The organism is Streptomyces sp. NPDC079167, from assembly GCF_040686735.1.
In the GTDB taxonomy this organism is placed as follows: domain Bacteria; phylum Actinomycetota; class Actinomycetes; order Streptomycetales; family Streptomycetaceae; genus Streptomyces.
Window position 1 is genome coordinate 767,353 of the sequence record NZ_JBFBLO010000001.1, and the last position, 17,855, is coordinate 785,207.

The 17,855-nt window shown below is 69.7% G+C and carries 20 protein-coding genes, 1 tRNA gene and 1 pseudogene; 15 read left to right on the forward strand and 7 right to left on the reverse strand.

Annotation, left to right across the window (positions count from 1 at the left end; all coding sequences use genetic code 11):
• The first annotated feature begins 41 nt into the window (after nt 1–41).
• Entirely contained in the window at nt 42–1,871 is a 1,830-nt protein-coding gene (gene glmS / locus AB0P41_RS03530; RefSeq protein WP_365929822.1) for a glutamine--fructose-6-phosphate transaminase (isomerizing), read from the forward strand.
• 73 nt (nt 1,872–1,944) lie between these two features.
• Here the strand turns inward: glmS and AB0P41_RS03535 are convergent, their stop codons facing one another.
• On the reverse strand, nt 1,945–2,466 hold the full coding sequence (locus AB0P41_RS03535; protein ID WP_356708330.1) for a universal stress protein: 522 nt from the start codon (nt 2,464–2,466) through the stop codon (nt 1,945–1,947).
• Nucleotides 2,467–3,291: 825 nt separating this feature from the next.
• Here AB0P41_RS03535 and AB0P41_RS03540 point away from each other — a divergent pair.
• The 3 genes from AB0P41_RS03540 to AB0P41_RS03550 all read left to right on the forward strand — a co-directional run bounded on the left by AB0P41_RS03540 (nt 3,292) and on the right by AB0P41_RS03550 (nt 5,339).
• A complete protein-coding gene (locus AB0P41_RS03540; RefSeq protein ID WP_356708332.1) occupies nt 3,292–4,524 on the forward strand; it encodes a helix-turn-helix domain-containing protein in 1,233 nt (410 codons plus the stop codon).
• Nucleotides 4,525–4,534: 10 nt separating this feature from the next.
• Entirely contained in the window at nt 4,535–5,140 is a 606-nt protein-coding gene (orn, locus tag AB0P41_RS03545) for an oligoribonuclease (RefSeq protein WP_356708334.1), read from the forward strand.
• A gap of 126 nt (nt 5,141–5,266) precedes the next feature.
• Nucleotides 5,267–5,339, forward strand: a tRNA-His gene (locus AB0P41_RS03550).
• 110 nt (nt 5,340–5,449) lie between these two features.
• Here the strand turns inward: AB0P41_RS03550 and AB0P41_RS03555 are convergent.
• Nucleotides 5,450–5,682: pseudogene (locus AB0P41_RS03555) on the reverse strand (HD domain-containing protein); the annotation flags it as partial.
• Nucleotides 5,683–5,777: 95 nt separating this feature from the next.
• Nucleotides 5,778–6,473 (reverse strand): class I SAM-dependent methyltransferase, encoded by a 696-nt coding sequence (locus tag AB0P41_RS03560; protein ID WP_356708336.1) that lies wholly within the window; start codon nt 6,471–6,473, stop codon nt 5,778–5,780.
• A 323-nt stretch (nt 6,474–6,796) separates the two neighbouring features.
• Between AB0P41_RS03560 and AB0P41_RS03565 the strand changes: the two genes are divergently transcribed.
• Genes AB0P41_RS03565 through AB0P41_RS03615 form a run of 11 tightly spaced genes read left to right on the forward strand, consistent with a single transcriptional unit; the run spans nt 6,797 to nt 12,824 of the window.
• Nucleotides 6,797–7,105, forward strand: coding sequence for a gas vesicle protein (locus tag AB0P41_RS03565; RefSeq protein ID WP_356708338.1), 309 nt, complete (start codon nt 6,797–6,799; stop codon nt 7,103–7,105).
• A gap of 60 nt (nt 7,106–7,165) precedes the next feature.
• Nucleotides 7,166–7,615, forward strand: coding sequence for a gas vesicle structural protein GvpA (locus tag AB0P41_RS03570; protein ID WP_365929825.1), 450 nt, complete (start codon nt 7,166–7,168; stop codon nt 7,613–7,615).
• Between the two features lie 3 nt (nt 7,616–7,618).
• Nucleotides 7,619–8,332 (forward strand): GvpL/GvpF family gas vesicle protein, encoded by a 714-nt coding sequence (locus AB0P41_RS03575; protein ID WP_356708342.1) that lies wholly within the window; start codon nt 7,619–7,621, stop codon nt 8,330–8,332.
• A 33-nt stretch (nt 8,333–8,365) separates the two neighbouring features.
• Nucleotides 8,366–8,623, forward strand: coding sequence for a gas vesicle protein GvpG (locus AB0P41_RS03580; protein WP_356708344.1), 258 nt, complete (start codon nt 8,366–8,368; stop codon nt 8,621–8,623).
• Between the two features lie 26 nt (nt 8,624–8,649).
• Nucleotides 8,650–9,237 carry a hypothetical protein gene (locus AB0P41_RS03585; RefSeq protein ID WP_356708346.1) on the forward strand — a complete coding sequence of 196 codons (588 nt, stop codon included), beginning with the start codon at nt 8,650–8,652 and terminating at the stop codon, nt 9,235–9,237.
• A complete protein-coding gene (locus AB0P41_RS03590) occupies nt 9,230–10,399 on the forward strand; it encodes an SRPBCC family protein (RefSeq protein WP_365929827.1) in 1,170 nt (389 codons plus the stop codon). The genes AB0P41_RS03585 and AB0P41_RS03590 overlap by 8 nt, the downstream gene beginning before the upstream one ends.
• Nucleotides 10,400–10,436: 37 nt before the next feature.
• Nucleotides 10,437–10,856 (forward strand): gas vesicle protein, encoded by a 420-nt coding sequence (locus AB0P41_RS03595; RefSeq protein WP_365929829.1) that lies wholly within the window; start codon nt 10,437–10,439, stop codon nt 10,854–10,856.
• Nucleotides 10,853–11,677, forward strand: coding sequence for a GvpL/GvpF family gas vesicle protein (locus AB0P41_RS03600; protein ID WP_365929830.1), 825 nt, complete (start codon nt 10,853–10,855; stop codon nt 11,675–11,677). The genes AB0P41_RS03595 and AB0P41_RS03600 overlap by 4 nt, the downstream gene beginning before the upstream one ends.
• The gene (locus AB0P41_RS03605) at nt 11,674–11,865 is read left to right on the forward strand and encodes a gas vesicle protein (protein ID WP_356708353.1); all 192 of its coding nucleotides are present in this window, start codon (nt 11,674–11,676) and stop codon (nt 11,863–11,865) included. The genes AB0P41_RS03600 and AB0P41_RS03605 overlap by 4 nt, the downstream gene beginning before the upstream one ends.
• A gap of 23 nt (nt 11,866–11,888) precedes the next feature.
• Complete coding sequence (locus tag AB0P41_RS03610; protein ID WP_356708354.1) at nt 11,889–12,302, forward strand: gas vesicle protein K; 414 nt, start codon at nt 11,889–11,891, stop codon at nt 12,300–12,302.
• Nucleotides 12,303–12,350: 48 nt separating this feature from the next.
• A complete protein-coding gene (locus tag AB0P41_RS03615) occupies nt 12,351–12,824 on the forward strand; it encodes a hypothetical protein (protein ID WP_365929832.1) in 474 nt (157 codons plus the stop codon).
• Between the two features lie 70 nt (nt 12,825–12,894).
• Here the strand turns inward: AB0P41_RS03615 and AB0P41_RS03620 are convergent, their stop codons facing one another.
• The 4 genes from AB0P41_RS03620 to AB0P41_RS03635 form a co-directional block, all read right to left on the reverse strand.
• Nucleotides 12,895–13,941 (reverse strand): LacI family DNA-binding transcriptional regulator, encoded by a 1,047-nt coding sequence (locus AB0P41_RS03620; protein WP_356708364.1) that lies wholly within the window; start codon nt 13,939–13,941, stop codon nt 12,895–12,897.
• 230 nt (nt 13,942–14,171) lie between these two features.
• Nucleotides 14,172–15,629 (reverse strand): GH1 family beta-glucosidase, encoded by a 1,458-nt coding sequence (locus AB0P41_RS03625; protein WP_356708366.1) that lies wholly within the window; start codon nt 15,627–15,629, stop codon nt 14,172–14,174.
• Between the two features lie 119 nt (nt 15,630–15,748).
• A complete protein-coding gene (locus AB0P41_RS03630) occupies nt 15,749–16,672 on the reverse strand; it encodes a carbohydrate ABC transporter permease (RefSeq protein WP_356708368.1) in 924 nt (307 codons plus the stop codon).
• Nucleotides 16,673–16,687: 15 nt separating this feature from the next.
• Nucleotides 16,688–17,620, reverse strand: coding sequence for a sugar ABC transporter permease (locus AB0P41_RS03635; RefSeq protein WP_356708370.1), 933 nt, complete (start codon nt 17,618–17,620; stop codon nt 16,688–16,690).
• Nucleotides 17,621–17,855 lie beyond the last annotated feature (235 nt).

Genomic DNA, 17,855 nt, shown 5'->3' on the forward strand with positions numbered 1-17,855 from the left:
CGGGCACCGGTCTTTTTGTACGTCGATGGAGGGCAGGACCCATGTGCGGGATCGTCGGATACATCGGGAAGCGTGACGTGGCTCCGCTGCTGCTGGAAGGCCTCCAGCGGCTGGAGTACCGGGGGTACGACTCCGCGGGCATCGTCATCACGGGCAAGGCCGCGGCCGGGAAGCCCGGCGTCCTGAAGATGGTCAAGGCCAAAGGCCGGGTCCGTGAGCTGGAGGCCCGGGTGCCCAAGCGGTTCGCCGGCACCACCGGCATCGCCCACACCCGCTGGGCCACGCACGGCGCCCCGAGCGACGAGAACGCGCACCCCCACCTGGACGCGGAGAGCAAGGTCGCCGTCGTCCACAACGGCATCATCGACAACGCCTCCGAGCTCCGGGCGAAGCTCGTCGCCGACGGTGTCGTCTTCCTCTCGGAGACCGACACCGAGGTGCTGGTCCACCTGATCTCCCGCGCGGCCGCGCTGACGCTGGAGGAGAAGGTCCGCGAGGCGCTGAAGTCCGTCGAGGGCACGTACGGCATCGCCGTCCTGCACGCCGACTTCAACGACCGCATCGTCGTCGCCCGCAACGGCTCCCCGGTCGTCCTCGGCATCGGCGAGAAGGAGATGTTCGTCGCCTCCGACGTGGCCGCCCTGGTCGCGCACACCCGCCAGATCGTCACCCTGGACGACGGCGAGATGGCCACCCTCAAGGCCGACGACTTCCGTACGTACACCACGGAGGGCTCCACCACGACGGCCACGCCGACCACCGTGGAGTGGGAGGCCGAGTCGTACGACATGGGCGGCCACGACACGTACATGCACAAGGAGATCTCCGAGCAGGCCGACGCCGTGGACCGCGTGCTGCGCGGCCGCATCGACGACCGTTTCTCCACCGTGCACCTGGGCGGCCTGAACCTGGACGCCCGCGAGGCGCGCGGGGTCCGCCGGATCAAGATCCTGGGCTGCGGCACCTCGTACCACGCGGGCATGATCGGCGCCGGCCTCATCGAGGAGCTGGCCCGCATCCCCGCGGACGCTGAGCCCGCGTCCGAGTTCCGCTACCGCAACCCGGTCGTGGACCCCGACACCCTGTACGTCGCCGTCTCCCAGTCCGGCGAGACCTACGACGTGCTGGCCGCCGTGCAGGAGCTCAAGCGCAAGGGCGCCCGTGTCCTGGGCGTCGTGAACGTCGTCGGCTCGGCGATCGCCCGCGAGGCGGACGGCGGCATGTACGTCCACGCGGGTCCCGAGGTCTGCGTCGTCTCCACCAAGTGCTTCACCAACACCGTCGTCGCCTTCGCGCTGCTCGCCCTGCACCTGGGCCGCATCCGCGACCTGTCGGTGGCCGACGGCAAGCGGATCATCGAGGGCCTGCGCAAGCTGCCGGAGCAGATCGGTCAGATCCTCGAATCCGAGGACGAGATCAAGAAGCTGGCCGAGGAGTACGCCGGTGCGCAGTCGATGATGTTCATCGGCCGCGTCCGGGGCTACCCGGTCGCGCTGGAGGCATCCCTGAAGCTCAAGGAGATCTCGTACATCCACGCCGAGGCCTACCCCGCCTCGGAGCTCAAGCACGGGCCTCTCGCGCTCATCGAGCCGGCGCTCCCCACCGTCGCGATCGTCCCGGACGACGACCTGCTGGAGAAGAACCGCGCCGCGCTGGAGGAGATCAAGGCCCGCAGCGGACGCATCCTCGCCGTCGCCCACCGCGAGCAGGAGAAGGCCGACCACACGATCGTCGTCCCGAAGAACGAGAACGAGCTGGACCCGATCCTGATGGGCATCCCGCTGCAGCTGCTCGCCTACCACACGGCCCTGGCCATGGGCCGTGACATCGACAAGCCGCGCAACCTGGCGAAGTCGGTCACCGTCGAGTAGCGGACACCGTCCCGACGCGCGCACAAAGGCCCCTGACGTGCCGTCAGGGGCCTTTGTGCGCGCTCAGGGCCGCTCAGGGGATGACGATGACCGGGCGCTGGGCGCGGCGCGCGAGACGGCCGGCCACGGACCCGAAGATGCGGCCCACGATGCCGTGCGTCGAGCCGACGACGATCGCGTCGGCCGAATACTCGCGGCCGACCTCCTCCAGCTCGTGGCAGATGTCCCCGCCTCGCTCCACGAGGACCCAGGGCACCTCGGAGAGATAGTCCGCGCAGGCCAGCTCCAGGCCGAGGACCTCGGTGCGGTGGTCCGGGACGTCGACGAAGACGGGCGGCTCACAGCCGGCCCAGACGGTGGTCGGCAGCCGGTTGGCCACATGGACGATGATCAGCCCGGAGCTGTGCCGGTTCGCCATTCCGATGGCGTACGCGAGGGCTCGTTCGCTGGACATGGAGCCGTCGAAACCGACCACGACGCCATGCCGGAAGGCGGGATCGCAGGAAGGGCGCGACTCTTCGACCGTCTGCGGTTCCGACCCGGGGTCGGCTACCTGCTTGCGGTCTGCGGGTTCAGGGATTTCGTGACCGGCCATCGGTGTCTCGGCGAAGAGAGTCCTCGTGAGGAGGGAGCGGTTTGGAGGTGTACCTGCGCGCGGTGGAGCTGTGTCCGGGAAACATCTTCCCAACCCCCTACCCCCAAGGGTACGGCGCCACTCCTCCACTGCCCAGCGCTCACACATCGCGGGCGGCGATGGAGGGAGCATGCCGGAGAGTGCCCCGGTATGGCAATGCCGGTTGCGTCGTACATCCAGCTCGTGGAGGCTTCGACGGGTTCCGGTCACGGTGTCCGGCCGGCGCCCGCCGTGATCCGGGCGGGGCGGCCGAATGTGTCGCCCACCCCTCCGGCAGGGGCCGTCACACCCCGCCATCATGCAATTGCACATCGTTCACCCAGGGCGCCCGGACGGCCTCAAGAGGCCCCGGAGGCGCGTGCGTGCTCCTGTGAACAGGGGGCGTACGCCGGTCGCATGACTGGATTACGCGCACGCACCCATCGGTTTTCAGCCAACTTCACGTTCACCCCGTTCCCTTGGGGTAACAGCCGCCCAACCCACGTGCCACCAGGCAGGAATAGACCGCGCGGTACGCTTTGACCCTATGGGGACGGGCCATGATCGCCATGCGCCCTTCCCTGTGGGGCTCGCGGGTGAAACGCTTCGTGATCGAACGCTTCGCGCCAAGTTGCCTTGTCGACATAGTGCCGGTGGGGGAACGTGTCACGTCGGGACCATGGGACGCAGTAGATTCGATCTTGAGTGTCGAGGACTGGGGACGCGTGCGAGACCGAGGGGAAACGTGCAGGAGCGACAGGCCCGCAGGGACCAGGAAGACGCGAACACCGAGGGGGGCTTAGCGTCATGAGCCAGGACTCCGCCACCGCAACGGAGGCGTCACGGAAGCTGACCGGGCGGCGACGCCGGGAAGTCGTAGCCGTACTGCTGTTCAGTGGCGGCCCTATCTTCGAGAGCTCCATTCCGCTCTCGGTTTTCGGAATCGACCGGCAGGACGCGGGCGTTCCGCGCTACCGCCTGCTGGTCTGCGGGGGTGAGGAAGGACCGCTGCGCACCACCGGCGGTCTGGAACTCAGCGCACCGTACGGCCTGGAGGCGATCAGCAGGGCGGGCACCGTCGTGGTGCCGGCCTGGCGGTCGATCACCTCCCCGCCGCCCGCAGAGGCCCTGGACGCGCTGCGCCGCGCCCATGAGGAGGGTGCCCGCATCGTCGGACTCTGCACGGGGGCCTTCGTGCTCGCCGCGGCCGGCCTGCTGGACGGCCGCCCGGCCACCACTCACTGGATGTACGCACCGACGCTGGCCAAGCGCTATCCGTCGGTGCACGTCGATCCGCGTGAGCTGTTCGTCGACGACGGCGATGTGCTCACCTCGGCCGGAACGGCGGCCGGAATCGATCTGTGCCTCCACATAGTCCGTACCGACCACGGCACCGAGGCGGCAGGGGCCCTGGCCCGCCGGCTCGTCGTACCACCGCGGCGCAGTGGCGGCCAGGAGCGCTACCTCGACAGGTCTTTACCCGAAGAGATCGGCTCCGACCCGCTCGCCGAGGTCGTGGCCTGGGCGCTGGAGCATCTCCACGAGCAGTTCGACGTGGAGACGCTGGCCGCGCGTGCCTACATGAGCCGGCGGACCTTCGACCGCAGGTTCCGCTCGCTCACGGGCAGCGCCCCGCTCCAGTGGCTCATCACCCAGCGCGTGCTGCAGGCGCAGCGGCTGCTCGAGACCTCCGACTACTCCGTAGACGAGGTCGCCGGCCGCTGCGGCTTCCGCTCGCCGGTCGCGCTGCGCGGGCACTTCCGCCGCCAGCTGGGCTCCTCCCCCGCCGCGTACCGGGCCGCCTACCGGGCCCGCCGTCCGCAGGGCGGGGCGCTGGAGAGCGTCGCCACGGTGATCGAGACGTCCGTACCCGTCCAGGGCACGGCGTCGAGCCGGCGGGCCGCCGCGGCGTCCTCACCCGGCCCGTCGCCGGTCACCGCGAACGCCGCTGCGGGCAGCCCGGCGGACCGTCCCGGACCGGGCCCGGAGGCGTACGCTCCGGGCCGCCCGGCCCTGCCGGGGCAGCGCAGCGCCCCGTAGGGTGGGGCCCATGAACGACCGTATGGTGTGGATCGACTGCGAGATGACCGGGCTCTCGCTGACGGACGACGCACTCGTCGAGGTGGCCGCCCTGGTCACCGACTCGGAACTGAACGTGCTCGGTGAAGGGGTGGACATCGTGATCCGCCCGCCGGACGCGGCCCTGGAGACCATGCCCGAGGTGGTGCGGCAGATGCACACCGCCTCGGGCCTCCTCGACGAGCTGGCCGGGGGCACGACCCTGGCCGACGCGGAGGAGCGGGTCATGGCCTACATCCGCGAGCACGTGAAGGAGCCGGGCAAGGCCCCGCTGTGCGGAAACTCCGTCGGCACCGACCGGGGCTTCCTGGCGCGTGACATGCCGTCGCTGGAGGGCTACCTCCACTACCGGATCGTCGATGTGTCCTCGGTCAAGGAGCTGGCGCGCCGCTGGTACCCGAGGGCGTACTTCAACAGTCCGGAGAAGAACGGCAACCACCGGGCGCTCGCCGACATCCGCGACTCCATCACGGAGCTGCGCTACTACCGGGAGGCGGTCTTCGTGCCGCAGCCCGGCCCGGACTCGGCCCGTGCCAAGGAGATCGCGGCGCGCCACACGCCGGCCGCCGGGCAGTAGGCACACACCCGCTGGTCACGGGCCTTCCGAGGCCCGTGCACCCGCGCCGGAGAACTGGGGCGCGAGCACCCGCTCGGACCCTGTACACTTTTTCTCGGCCGGTCAGGAAAGCGACCGGGCGACATGGTGGGTATAGCTCAGCTGGCAGAGCACCTGGTTGTGGTCCAGGATGTCGCGGGTTCAAGTCCCGTTACTCACCCTGAACGATCAGCCCCTGACCTGGGAAAACAGGTCAGGGGCTGATTGCGTTCCGGTCTTGCCGTCCTCGGGTCCGGGCTGCTTCCGCCCTTCGCCCAGGGCGGCACGCAGGTCCCCAGCGGGGGCGTACGTCGTTCCGGGACGGTTCACGTCCCCCGCGCGGGTCTCCTGCGTGTCGTGCCACACAGCGAGGAACGCGGCCCACGCAGGGCCGGGCACCCTCCAGCTCGGCGAATGACCGAGGCGATCAGTGAGGTACGCCACGAATGCTCGGCGGCGCTCCCGGGGTCACGGACGCCTGCCATCCGCCACCCTGTTCGCCGCGTCTGCTCAAGCGTGCCCGCCCCGGCCGTGGCAAGCTCCCGAGACCCGGTGTCGCCGGTTCCGGCTCGGGAGACAGGGCCGTGGCGCCGTGCGCGGCGGCAGGGATCACGCGCGGTCAGGGCCGCAGGAGCCTGACCGCGAGGAAACACGGAGCGTGGTGAAGCTTGTCGTAGGCGGCTTCGTCGTGGTCTCGCAGGCCAGGCGTGGGGCGAGGCTCGATGAGCTGTTCGAGCATGAAGCCGGCGGCCAGCAGCTGGCCGAGGAAACTCTCCAGCGGCATGCGCTGGTAGTGGACTGACAGTGATCCCCCGGCGACCGGGAGGTCGACCCAGTCCTCGGCGTAGTACGAGCCACCGAATTCCCTCCAGTCAGCCGTCGGGTGGGTCGTCGAGACCAGCAGCCATCCGCCCGGGCGGAGGACGCGTCGTAGCTCGCCGAGGAGACGCGGCCGGTCGGCGATGTGGTGGAACACCAATGCGCACACGACTCCGTCGAACGACGAGTCGTCGATGAAGTCCAGCGGCGTCTCCGCGTCGTGCACGTGGAGTTCGGCCCGGTCACCCAGTCGCTCCCGTGCGTGACCCAGCAGAGTGGCGCTGCCGTCGATCCCGACGACCTCGGCACCGGCCGCCAGGAGCTCAGCCGCGTAGTGCCCGGCGCCGCAGCCGACATCCAGAATCCTCAGCCCGGCGACCTCCCCCGCCAACGCGAGCATCGCCGGCCGGTCGGTGTAGGCGTTGTAGGGGCTGGTGTCGGCGTTCTTCGCGAAGAAGTCGCCGACTCGGTCGTGGTAAGCGTGCTCTGCGGACATCAGGACAGCATCGTGCCCACGGCTGCCGACCGCGAGCGGCTTCCCACGTTTCGGTCAGCCGACGGCCTGATCCGTGTGCGGCCGAGCGGCCCCGCCGCGTCTGGGGAGTGCGCGGCGGGGGCCGCCTTTCCGGGTGCCCGGCGGCAGGCGGTCCATGCGGGGCGTGGGGGCCGCTGGCGCCAAAAATCCGCAGCTGTGTGGGAGGCGTGAGGAAGGTTCATGCATACGTTCGGGTCTCATGGGCACGCGCAGTGCAGCCCGAACGAATGGCTGACCGAACGAAGCCGACAGGTAGCCACAATGACGCGCGGCAGGTGAAGCACATGGCCACGACCGAGAACACCAAGAGTGATGAGGGAAGCAGTGGCGGCAACGGCCGGATCGGTGTCTCCACAGCGATGCGGAAAGCGGCCGAACAGCTTGCCGAACTCCTCCAGCGCCAGCCCGATTCGGTGTCCTCGCTGAATGCGACGGACGACGGCTGGGCGGCGGATGTGGAAGTCGTCGAGATCGAGAAGATCCCGGACACCATGAGCGTGATGGCCTCTTATCGCGTCAGGCTCGACGGTCAGGGCCAACTCATGGGCTACGAACGAATTCGACGGTACTCGCGAGGACAGGTCGACCGCTGAGCCGGCCACTCGCCGAGCAGCCGTACCGCGTCACACAACTCATTGGAAGGAAGACCGACCATGAGTCTCGTACAGCAGAGCAACGCCTCCAACAGCAGCGGGGGCGGTTCCGGAAATCTCTACGACGTTCTTGAGCTCATTCTCGACAGGGGGCTCGTCATCGATGCCTTCATTCGTGTCTCGCTCGTCGGTATCGAGATCCTCAAGATCGACGTACGTGTCGTCGTCGCCAGCGTGGACACGTATCTGCGCTTCGCCGAGGCGTGCAACCGGCTGGACCTGGAGTCGGGCCGGAAGGCTCCCGCTCAGCTCACCGACATAGTCGGCGACACCATGGAGAGCGGTGCCAAGGGCAAGTCGAAAGGGGCACTGACCGGTGCGGTCGAAGCCTTCACGGACTCCTTCCAGGGTGGCCGTGACGACTCCGACGAGAAGGAGAAGGAGAAGCGGCCCGCCCGGAAGACCTCCGCTTCCAGCAGCCGCCGGACGTCCCAGCGGGGGGAGGAGTAACGCATGCCGACCTACATCTACGCCATCACCGCGGCCGACCACCCGCTGCGGCTGGACGGCCTGTCCGGCGTCGGGGAACCGGCTTCGGAGCTGCGCACCGTCACGGCGGGAGCGCTCGCCGCGGTGGTCAGCGACACACCGGCCGACCTGCGGGCCAAGCGACGTGATCTGGTGGCCCACCAGAGCGTGCTGGAGAGGCTGATGGCCGACGGCGCCGCGCTGCCGATGCGCTTCGGTCTCGTGGGACCGGACGACGAGCAGGTGCGCAACGCGCTCGAACAGGGCAAGGACAGCTACACGGCCCGCCTTGCCGAGCTGGACGGCCGGCTCGAGTACAACGTGAAGGTCTCGCGCGACGAGGAGAGCCTGCTGCGGGAGATCCTCACGGAATCGCCCGAGGCCCGGCGGCTCAGCGAACACACCCGGCAGAACCCGGGGGCGCAGGACCAGAAGATGGCACTCGGCGAACTCGTCTCGCACGAGGTCCAGGCCAGGCAGGAAGCAATGGGCCGGGAATTGGCGCGTGCGCTGGCGACCGCCGCGGAACGGGTCTCCGAAGGAGAACCCACGAAGACCCACTTCCTGAACGTGTCGTACCTCGTACGGCGCGACGAGGCGTCCGCCTTCTCACAGGCGGTCCACGAGGAGGCGGAGCGCAGGGGCGACGATTACACCTTCGCCCTGAACGGCCCTCTGCCGCCCTACAGCTTCGTCTGACGTACATCCCTCGCAGAGGGGAGGCACCTGTTCATGGGCCTCATCACGCAACTGCTCACCCTTCCGCTGGCTCCGGTACGCGGCACGGCATGGGTTCTCGACCAAGTGGTGCAAGCCGCGGAACGCGAGCACTACGACCCGGCAGCCGTACGCACGCAATTGGCCGAGCTGGAACGTGAACTGCTGAGCGGCGACATCGACGAGGAAGAATTCGACCGACGCGAGGACGAACTGCTGGACTGGCTCGCCGAGTGCGAGGCCTACCGGAATCGTCCGACCGGCAACTCCTGATGGTGGGAGATTGAGGTGTTCGACAGATGACCGGCAATGCGAAGATAGGTGCGGCCCTGGTGGGCGGCTATCTGCTGGGACGCACCAAGAAGGCCAAACTGGCGATCGGCTTCGGGATGTTCCTGGCGGGCAAGAAGCTGAGCCTGGACCCGAGGCAGATCGGGAAGATGCTGGCCGACTCGCCGCTTCTGGGCGGCCTGAACGACCAGGTCCGCAAGGAGCTGGTGGGCGCCACGAAGACGGCGGCAACCAACGCCCTCACCCAGCGGGCCACCGGCCTCGCCGACTCCCTGCACAAGCGCACGCTCGAACTCGAGGACCCGTCCGGCGCCCAGGCGCGGGACGAGGAGGACGAGGCCGACGAGGAGTCCGGGGAGGACGACGACCTCGACGCGCGGGACGCGCAGGACGACGAGGACAAGGACACCGAGGACACCGAGGAGAAGCCGGCCCCGCGCCGCACGGCGGCGGCCAGGAAGACCGCCAAGCCGGCGGCCAAGGCCGCAGGAGGCGCCCGGCGAACCGCATCGGGCGGAGCGCGGAAGAAGGCCGCTCCGGCCGCCCGCAAGACCGCCTCCGGCGCCCGTGGGAAGCGTGGTGGCAGCAATGGCTGACTCGGCTTTCAGCAAGCTCAAGGACGACGTGGCGAACAACCCCGCCACCGACCGCCTCAAGGAAGAGCTGCAGAACTACCTCAAGGCGCGTGCGCAGCACGCGGTCACCGATCTCGGCCGCAAGCTGGGCGAGGGGGCCTCCAGACTCGCGGACGGTGACGGACCCGGGGGCGCGGCGAGGACCCTCGCCAAGGGCGGCAAGGCGCTCAGCGAGGGCAAGTCCCCCGCACAGGCCGCCGTCAGCGCCGGCGCGTCCCATGTGAAGGACGCCATCAAGGACAAGGTCAAGGGATTGTTCGGCAAGGGGCGCAAGGGCGGCGGAGGCAAGTCGAAGAGCGTCACGATCTCCGAGGACATCGACGTCGGTGTGCCGGTGCGTGAGGCCTACGACCAGTGGACGCAGTTCCAGGAGTTCAGCACCTTCGCCAAGGGTGTCGTGAGCGTCGAGAAGTCCGACGACACGAGCAGCAACTGGAAGGTGAAGGTCGCCAAGTCCACGCGCAGCTGGAAGGCGAACGTCACGGAGCAGGTGCCGGACGAGCGGATCACCTGGACCACCGAGGGTGCCAAGGGGACGGTCAAGGGCGTGGTGACGTTCCACGCCATCACCGACAACCTGACGCGGGTCCTGCTCGTCCTCGAGTACTTCCCCAAGGGCCTGTTCGAGAAGACCGGCAACATCTGGCGTGCCCAGGGCCGCAGGGCCCGCCTCGACCTGAAGCTCTACCGCAAGTTCATCATGATGCGCGGTGAGGCGACCGACGGCTGGCGCGGTGAGATCCGCGACGGCGAGGTCGTCCTGGAGCACGACGAGGCCGTCGAGGAGGAAGAGGCACGCGCCGAGGAGGAGAACGGCTCCGAGGCGGAGGAGCCCGAGTCCCGGGACGGTGACGACGAGGAGCTCGCCGAGGACGAGGACGGCGAACTCCCCCCGGAGGACGAGGCCTACGAGGACGACGAAGAGGCTCCCGCCGACGAGGACGAGGCTCCCGCCGACGAACCGCGTGCGGACGACTCCTACGAGGACGAGGACGAGGACGAGCCCGAGGAGGAGGACGCGGGTGCCGAGGAGGAGCAGGAGGAGCCTCTGGAGGACGAGGACGACGAAGAAGAGGAGCCGGCCCCGCGCACCCGGCGCCGTACCGCCTCCGCCCGGAGCTGACATGCGCCGCCTACAGCACGGATGGGACTGATCCGACGTGTCCGATTCACTGGCCGGCCGTATGGGGGCCTCTTCGGGAGCGTCCCCGTACGGTCAGCAGCAGTCCTCCGCGAATCTGGCCGACATCCTCGAACGCGTCCTGGACAAGGGCGTCGTCATCGCGGGTGACATCCAGATCAACCTGCTCGACATCGAACTCCTGACGATCAAGCTGCGCCTGCTGGTCGCCTCCGTGGACAAGGCCAAGGAGATGGGCATCGACTGGTGGGAGCACGATCCCTCGCTCTCCTCCCGGGCCCGCCCTCCGCAGACGTCCCAGGCGGTGGACGGGTCGCGGGACGGGACGGCGGTGGAGGCGGAGAACGCACGGCTGCGGGCCGAGATAGCCGAGCTGAGGGCCGCTGTGGGGCTGCCGGCCGGGCAGGCCGCGCACGGGGAAGACGAGGAGCGGAAGTGACTGAGCAAGCGACCCCGGCGACCGGCCCTGACATGTCCTACGTCTATGCCGTCAGCCGCGCCGGCACCCCCCTCGACGCGGCGCTCGCGGGCCGGCAGGGCCTGGAGGGGACCCCTCTGCGGACGGTCCACTCCGGAGACCTCGCGGCCGTGGTCTCGTCCGTTCCCTCCGCCCTGTACGGAACCGAGGGCATGCAGGCGCAGATGGAGGACCTCGGCCGGCTGGAGGTGCTGGCCCGCACCCACCACGCGGTCGTCGAGGGGGCGTACGAGCACGCGACGGTACTGCCGATGCGACTGGCGACGGTCTACCTCGACGACGAGCGCGTGCGCGGGATGCTCGACGCGCGCGAGCCGGAGTTCACCGCTCTGCTCGCCCGCCTCGAAGGTCACGTCGAGCTCGGCGTCAAGGTCTACGCCGACCCGCGCGAGGCGGTCTCGGTGAGCGGCGCGGCACCGGAGGCGGACACGACGGCGAGTCCGGGGCGGGCGTACCTGCAGCGGCGCCGTGCCCAGCAGCAGAACCACCGCGCGACCTACCGGTCGGCGGGCTCGGTGGCCGCCGAGGTGCCCGCCCGGGTGGCCGGCATCGCCCGGGCGCACGTCACGCACCGTCCGCAGCAGGGGGACCTCGCGCAGGCGGCGGGCGAGAACATCGTCAACGACGCCTATCTGGTGCAGGGCACCGAGGCCGAGGCGTTCCGCGCGGCCCTCGCGGGGCTCGCCGACGGCGTACCGGGCGTACGCGTGGAGATCACCGGCCCCTGGGCCCCGTACTCCTTCGCGACTCCGCCCGCGGCGGGTGGCGGTGAGCCGGGGTGAACGAGGACTCCATCGAGTCCCTGGCGGGGCGCCAGGTGGCTCTGATCGACCTGCTGGACCGGTTGCTGAACGGGGGCGCGGTGCTCACGGGAGACCTGGTGCTCTCCGTCGCCGACGTCGACCTGGTGCACATCAACCTGCGGGCCGTGATCCGGTCGATCACGTCGGAGGAACCGGCCCCGTGGTGAGGACGAGCGAGGAGGAGCACCCCATGTCCGAGCACCCCGGGGAAGCAGCGGACCCCCGTACGCCGGCGACGAGCCTCCAGGAGGTCGCACAGGCCGCGGCGCACGCCTTCGACCTCGTGCCCGCCGGGCCCGACGAGCCGGGCACGCGCAGCGGCCTGGCTCAGCGTCTGGAGACGGACCCGGAGACGGTGGAACGCGACCTCATCAAGCTGGTGCTGACCATCGTCGAACTGCTGCGCCAGCTCATGGAGCGCACCGCTCTGCACCGGGTCGACGTGGGTGATCTCCGTGAGGACCAGGAGGAACGCATCGGCATGACGCTGATGATCCTCCAGGACCGGATGTCGGAGCTCTGCGAGCGCTACGACCTCACCATGGAGGACCTCAACCTGGACCTGGGGCCGCTGGGTTCGCTGCTTCCACGGGATTCCGGCTGAATGTTCACCGCCCCGTTTCGAGCCACTGCGAGAGGTAACACGAACACCATGACTGCAGAGAGCGAAGAATCCAAGAAGGTAGACGGTTCTGCGGCGAAGGCCGGTACGGGTGCCAGGACGGCCGCCGCCAAGGGGCGACAGACCACAGCGGCAGCCGGCAACCACGCCAAGTCCGGCTCGGCGGTCGCAGCCTCGAAGGCCAAGTCCTCGGCGCAGGACGCCAAGTCGTCCGCCGGGGAAGCCGCCCGCTCGGCGGAGACCGGAGTGCGGTCGGCCGGCCAGGCGACGAAGCGGGCAGCGGTCGCCGGCTGGGACACGGGCCGGCAGACCGTCCTGGACACAGCGGGGAAGGTGACCTCGACGGCCACCACCGCGTGGACGGTCGTCAAGCACCGCAAGGCCATAGCCGTGGGTGCCGCCGCCGGTGTCGGCGGCCTCCTGGGCGGCGCGTTCGCCCTCGGCCGCCAGACGGCCAGGACCCACGCCGGCCCGATCACCCGCCTCACCGGCGGCCGGATCTGACCGCACGGCGGCACCCGCTCCGAAAGAGGGCCGACAGACCACTGTCGGCCCTCTTTCCGTGCCGGGCCCCTCAGGACGACTCGCGCACCACCAGCTCCGTGGGCAGCACGATCCTCGGGCGCTCCTGGGTGCCGTCGCCCGAGGAGCGGTTCGCGATCTCCTGCAGCAGGACGCGCGTCATCGTGCGGCCCATCTCCTCGATCGGCTGACGCACGCTCGTCAGGGGCGGGTCCATGTGGCGGGCCACCGCGGAGTCGTCGAAGCCGATCAGGGCCACGTCGTCCGGGATGCTGCGGCCGGACTCGCGCAGCACGTGGCGGGCGCCCGCGGCCATCACGTCGGATGCGGCGAAGACCGCGTCCACGTCGGGGCGGCGCTCCAGCAGCTCCCGCATCGCGCGGGCGCCGCCCTCCTCGCTGAAGTCGGCGGGGGCGATGAGCCGTTCGTCGGGGTCGAGACCGGCCGCGGCAATGGCCTTGCGGTAGCCGTCGAGGCGGCGCTGGGCGCCGTAGACGTCCAGGCGGCCGGTGATCGTGGCGATGGAGCGGCGGCCTCGCGATATGAAGTGGTCGACGGCCGCGCGGGCACCCTCGAAGTTGTCGGAGTCCACGGAGGGCAGCGTCTCCGCGGCGTGCCTGCGACCGCTGATCACGGAGGGCATGCCGAGCTGTTCGAGGAGGTCCGGCAGCGGGTCGTCGGCGTGGACGGAGACCAGGAGCACCCCGTCGACACGGTGTGCGGTCAGGTACTGGGCCAGCCGGCGGCGCTCGCGGTCGTTGCCCGCGAGGGTCAGCAGCAGCTGCATCTCCGTGTCGGCGAGGGCCGCGCCGACGCCCCGCACGATGTCGGAGAAGTAGGGCTCGGCGAAGAACCGGGTCTCGGACTCGGGCACGACGAGCGCGATGGCGTCCGTGCGGTTGCCCGCGAGGGCGCGGGCCGCGCGGTTGGGTACGTAACCCAGTTCGGCGACCGCCGCCTCCACGGCCTCCCGGGTCTGTGCGCTGACCCGCGGTGAGCCGTTGATGACGCGTGAGGCCGTGCCCCGCCCCACTCCGGCCCGCGCCGCTACCTCTTCGAGCGTGGGCCGCCCGCCACTCCGTACTCGCGCTGCCGCCATGGCTGCCTCCCGTTCGCGGTCAATTTCTCACAGCGGGTTGGCCAAACCAAGTCCCGCCGCCCGATCCCTCGACACTTGTCAGGACCAGCCGGTCTCTGCAGCGCCACACCTCTTGGGAGCGCTCCCAAGCCTACGGGGTCCGGATGACGAACACGTAAGGCGGGCGGGCCGGGCAACGGAAAGCGGGACCCGGCGGTGTGCCGGGTCCCGCTTTTCCGTGCCGGTCGGGGTCAGACGGTGCCGACCGGGGGCAGTGCGTGGCGACGGATCACGTCGGAGTACCAGTGGGCGCTCGTCTTGGGGATACGGCGCTGGGAGGCGTAGTCGACGTACACCGCGCCGAAGCGCTTCGAATAGCCGTACGCCCACTCGAAGTTGTCCATCAGCGACCAGAGGAAGTAGCCGCGGACGTCCGCACCGTCGGCGACCGCCCGCTGCACGGCGTCGAGGTGGCCGTGCAGGTACGCGACCCGCTCCGGGTCCTCGACCTTGCCCTCGGGAGAGACGTAGTCGTCGAACGCGGCGCCGTTCTCCGTGACCATCAGCGGGAGGCCCGGGTGGTCCCTGGTCACGTCCATGAGCAGGTTGTAGAGCCCGTTGGGGTCGATCGACCAGTCCATCGCGGTGCGCTCCTTCCCCTCGGCGAGGTGGAAGGCGACGTGCTCGGAGCCGGGCCAGGGGGAATGGTCGCTGGCGCCGTGGGCGTCGCTGCGCGCGTAGTCGGCGCCCTCCACCGGGGTGGAGACCAGCGTCGGCGTGTAGTAGTTGATGCCGAGGGCGTCCACCGGGCGCGAGATGGTGGCGAGGTCGCCGTCCCGCACCAGCTTCGACCAGTCCACCAGGTGCGAGGTGTCGGTGATCAGGTCCTCGGGGTACTCCCCGCGCAGCATCGGGCCGGTGAAGACGCGGTTGCCGACGGCGTCGATGCGGCGGGCCGCGTCCGCGTCGGCCTCGCTGCCGGTGAGCGGGCGGACCTGGTGGAGGTTGAGGGTGACCGAGGTCTGCGCAGAAGCGGGGAGTTGGGCGCGCAGAACCTCGATCGCCCGGCCATGGGCGAGGTTGAGGTGATGGGCCGCCTGCAGCGCGGCTGCGGGCTCGGTACGGCCGGGGGCGTGCACACCGGAGCCGTAACCGAGGTAGGCCGAGCACCAGGGCTCGTTGAGGGTGGTCCACATGCCGACGCGGTCGCCGAGGGCGCCCGAGACGATGGCGGCGTAGTCGGCGAAGCGGTCGGCGGTCACCCGCTCGGGCCAGCCGCCGGCGTCCTCCAGCTCCTGGGGCAGGTCCCAGTGGTAGAGGGTGGCGACGGGCATGATGCCGGCGTCCAGCAGCTCGTCGACGAGCTTGCGGTAGAAGTCAAGACCGCGCTCGACGGCGGGGCCGCGGCCGGTGGGCTGGACCCGGGACCAGGAGACGGAGAAGCGGTACGCCTTCAGTCCGAGCTGCTTCATGAGCGCGACGTCGTCGCGGTAGCGGTGGTAGTGGTCGGCGGCGATGTCGCCGGTGTCCCCGTTGCGGACCTTGCCTGGCGTACGGCTGAAGGTGTCCCAGATGGACGGCGTGCGGCCGTCCTCGGCGGCGGCGCCCTCGACCTGGTAGGAGGCGGTCGCCGCGCCCCAGATGAAGCCCGTGGGGAACTGTGTACCGGGCGCCTGCTTCGGGGTGGTGTCGGGTCGTACGGCTGTCATGCGGGAGCGCTCCCATGGGGGTGGAGGGACGGGGACAGGAAGTGCGGAACCCGGTAACCGTACGGCCTGTTGTGGTCAGGCACAGGCCGTACGGGCGCGGACCGCGGCGGACGGGCGGGTCAGCCCTTGACGGCGCCGGCCATGATGCCTCCGACGATCTGCTTGCCGAAGATCACGAAGACGACGAGCAGCGGCAGGGTGCTGATCAGTGCGCCCGCCATGATGATGCTCTGGTCGGGGACGTAGGAGGCGGTCAGCTCGCCGAGGGCCACCTGGAGCGTCGGGTTGTCCGCGTTCAGAGCGAGGTACGGCCAGAAGAAGTCGTTCCATGCCTGGACGAAGGTGAGCATGCCGAGCACCATCATGGCCGGTCGGGCGACCGGAAGCACGATGCTCCACACGATGCGGAGGTTGTTCGCCCCGTCCACGCGGCCCGCCTCGATGAGCTCGTACGGCAGGGCCTCCAGGAGGTACTGGCGCATGAAGAACACACCGAACGCGCTCACCAGGGTCGGGAAGATCACCGACTCCAGCTGACCGCCCCAGCCGATGTCCGACATCATCATGAACAGCGGGACGACGCTGAGCTGCGGGGGGATGGTCAGCGTGGCGATGACCGCCGTCATCAGCGCGCCGCGGCCCCTGAAGCGCATCTTGGCGAAGGCGTAGCCGGCCAGGGTGCAGAAGAACAGGGTCGCGATCGTGATGGAACTGGACACGATGAACGTGTTGAGAATGGCCTTGCCGAGGTGGGCCTGTTCCCAGGCCGCCTCGATGTTGTGGAACAGGTTGCCGCCCGGCAGGAACGGAGGCGGTGTGTCCAGCACCTCGTCCTGGGTGCGGGACGCGGTGACGAGCGTCCAGTACAGCGGGAACAGCGAGCCGATGCCGACGACGGCGAGGACGAAGTAGGCGAAGGGGCCGGCATGGTGCTGACGGCCCGCCCCGGGCTGGAACCGACGGCGCCGCGGGGGCTGGCCGGGGACGGCGGCGTCCTTGGAGACGCGGCGGTCCGGAGCGGTGATGGGGCTGGTGGTGGTCATGGAAATCGCTCCCCGTCAGGCCGCGGTCTTGCGCGCGAGGCGCCCGATGAGCCAGTTGATCGCGGCAATGAGCAGCAGCAGGACGAGCATGGCCCACGCCACTGCGGCGGCCGGACCGAGGTGCCCGAGGTTCCAGCCGTAGTTGTAGAGGTAGATGCTGAGCGTCTCGTACTGGTTCTCGGTGCCGCCCTGCGCTCCGTTGGCGCCGCCCTCGAGCAGGAGGGGCTCACCGAACAGCTGCATGGCGCCGATGGTGGAGATGACGATCGTGAAGAGGATCGTCGGCCGCAGCGCGGGAATCGTCACGTTGCGGAACTGCTGCCAGCGCGAGGCTCCGTCGATGGACGCGGCCTCGTACAGATCGGACGGGACGGCCTGCATCGCGGCCAGGTAGATCAGCGTGTTGTAGCCCGTCCAGCGCCAGATCACGATGACCGCGATGGCGATGTTGGACGTCCAGTGGCCATTGACCCAGTTCGTCTCACCGACGCCGAAGAGGCCGAGGAACCAGTTCAGCAGGCCGCCGTCGGCCCGGAACACCAGGGCGAAGACCAGGGCCGCGGAGGCCACCGACGTGGCGTACGGGGTGAGGATCACGGTGCGCCAGAAGGTGCTGGCACGGAGCTTGTAGTTCAGCAGGTGGGCGAGGCCCAGCGCCATCATCAGCTGCGGGACGGTCGAGATGACACCGATGATGAAGGTGTTGCTGACCGCGGTCCAGAACTCGCTGTCCTGGAGGATGGTGCTGAAGTTCTCCCAGCCGACCCACTCCATCTGGTCGAGGCTGGTCATCTCCACCTTGTGCAGGGCGATCCAGCCGGTGTAGATGAGCGGGTAGAGCCCGAAGGCCCCGAAGACGAGGAAGAAGGGCGCGATGTAGGCGTACGGCGACACCTTGTCGTCGAAGCGCCACAGCCGGCTGCGCCAGGCCTGGCGGCGGGGTGTCATCGGCTTCGGAGCACGACGGCTGGGCCGCGAGCCTTGAGCGCCCCGGGTGGGGGTCGTGGTTGCCACAGGTGGGAGTCCTTCCCTGGGGTGTGCCGACACCGCAGGGGCAGGCCGGACCTCTGGTCAGGTCCGGCGGAGGTGTCGGAAAAGGTGCACGGGGCCGGTGGGGGAACCGGCACCGGTGCGGGCCGGCCGGGACGCGTGGAAGTCGTCCCGGCCGCCCGCACCGGTGAGG

Coding starts and splice junctions, on each gene's coding strand:
- glmS (WP_365929822.1), top strand. CDS start 42: ATGTGCGGGATCGTCGGATACATCGGGAAGCGTGACGTGGCTCCGCTG.
- AB0P41_RS03535 (WP_356708330.1), bottom strand. CDS start 2,466: ATGGCCGGTCACGAAATCCCTGAACCCGCAGACCGCAAGCAGGTAGCC.
- AB0P41_RS03540 (WP_356708332.1), top strand. CDS start 3,292: ATGAGCCAGGACTCCGCCACCGCAACGGAGGCGTCACGGAAGCTGACC.
- orn (WP_356708334.1), top strand. CDS start 4,535: ATGAACGACCGTATGGTGTGGATCGACTGCGAGATGACCGGGCTCTCG.
- AB0P41_RS03560 (WP_356708336.1), bottom strand. CDS start 6,473: ATGTCCGCAGAGCACGCTTACCACGACCGAGTCGGCGACTTCTTCGCG.
- AB0P41_RS03565 (WP_356708338.1), top strand. CDS start 6,797: ATGGCCACGACCGAGAACACCAAGAGTGATGAGGGAAGCAGTGGCGGC.
- AB0P41_RS03570 (WP_365929825.1), top strand. CDS start 7,166: ATGAGTCTCGTACAGCAGAGCAACGCCTCCAACAGCAGCGGGGGCGGT.
- AB0P41_RS03575 (WP_356708342.1), top strand. CDS start 7,619: ATGCCGACCTACATCTACGCCATCACCGCGGCCGACCACCCGCTGCGG.
- AB0P41_RS03580 (WP_356708344.1), top strand. CDS start 8,366: ATGGGCCTCATCACGCAACTGCTCACCCTTCCGCTGGCTCCGGTACGC.
- AB0P41_RS03585 (WP_356708346.1), top strand. CDS start 8,650: ATGACCGGCAATGCGAAGATAGGTGCGGCCCTGGTGGGCGGCTATCTG.
- AB0P41_RS03590 (WP_365929827.1), top strand. CDS start 9,230: ATGGCTGACTCGGCTTTCAGCAAGCTCAAGGACGACGTGGCGAACAAC.
- AB0P41_RS03610 (WP_356708354.1), top strand. CDS start 11,889: ATGTCCGAGCACCCCGGGGAAGCAGCGGACCCCCGTACGCCGGCGACG.
- AB0P41_RS03615 (WP_365929832.1), top strand. CDS start 12,351: ATGACTGCAGAGAGCGAAGAATCCAAGAAGGTAGACGGTTCTGCGGCG.
- AB0P41_RS03620 (WP_356708364.1), bottom strand. CDS start 13,941: ATGGCGGCAGCGCGAGTACGGAGTGGCGGGCGGCCCACGCTCGAAGAG.
- AB0P41_RS03625 (WP_356708366.1), bottom strand. CDS start 15,629: ATGACAGCCGTACGACCCGACACCACCCCGAAGCAGGCGCCCGGTACA.
- AB0P41_RS03630 (WP_356708368.1), bottom strand. CDS start 16,672: ATGACCACCACCAGCCCCATCACCGCTCCGGACCGCCGCGTCTCCAAG.
- AB0P41_RS03635 (WP_356708370.1), bottom strand. CDS start 17,620: ATGACACCCCGCCGCCAGGCCTGGCGCAGCCGGCTGTGGCGCTTCGAC.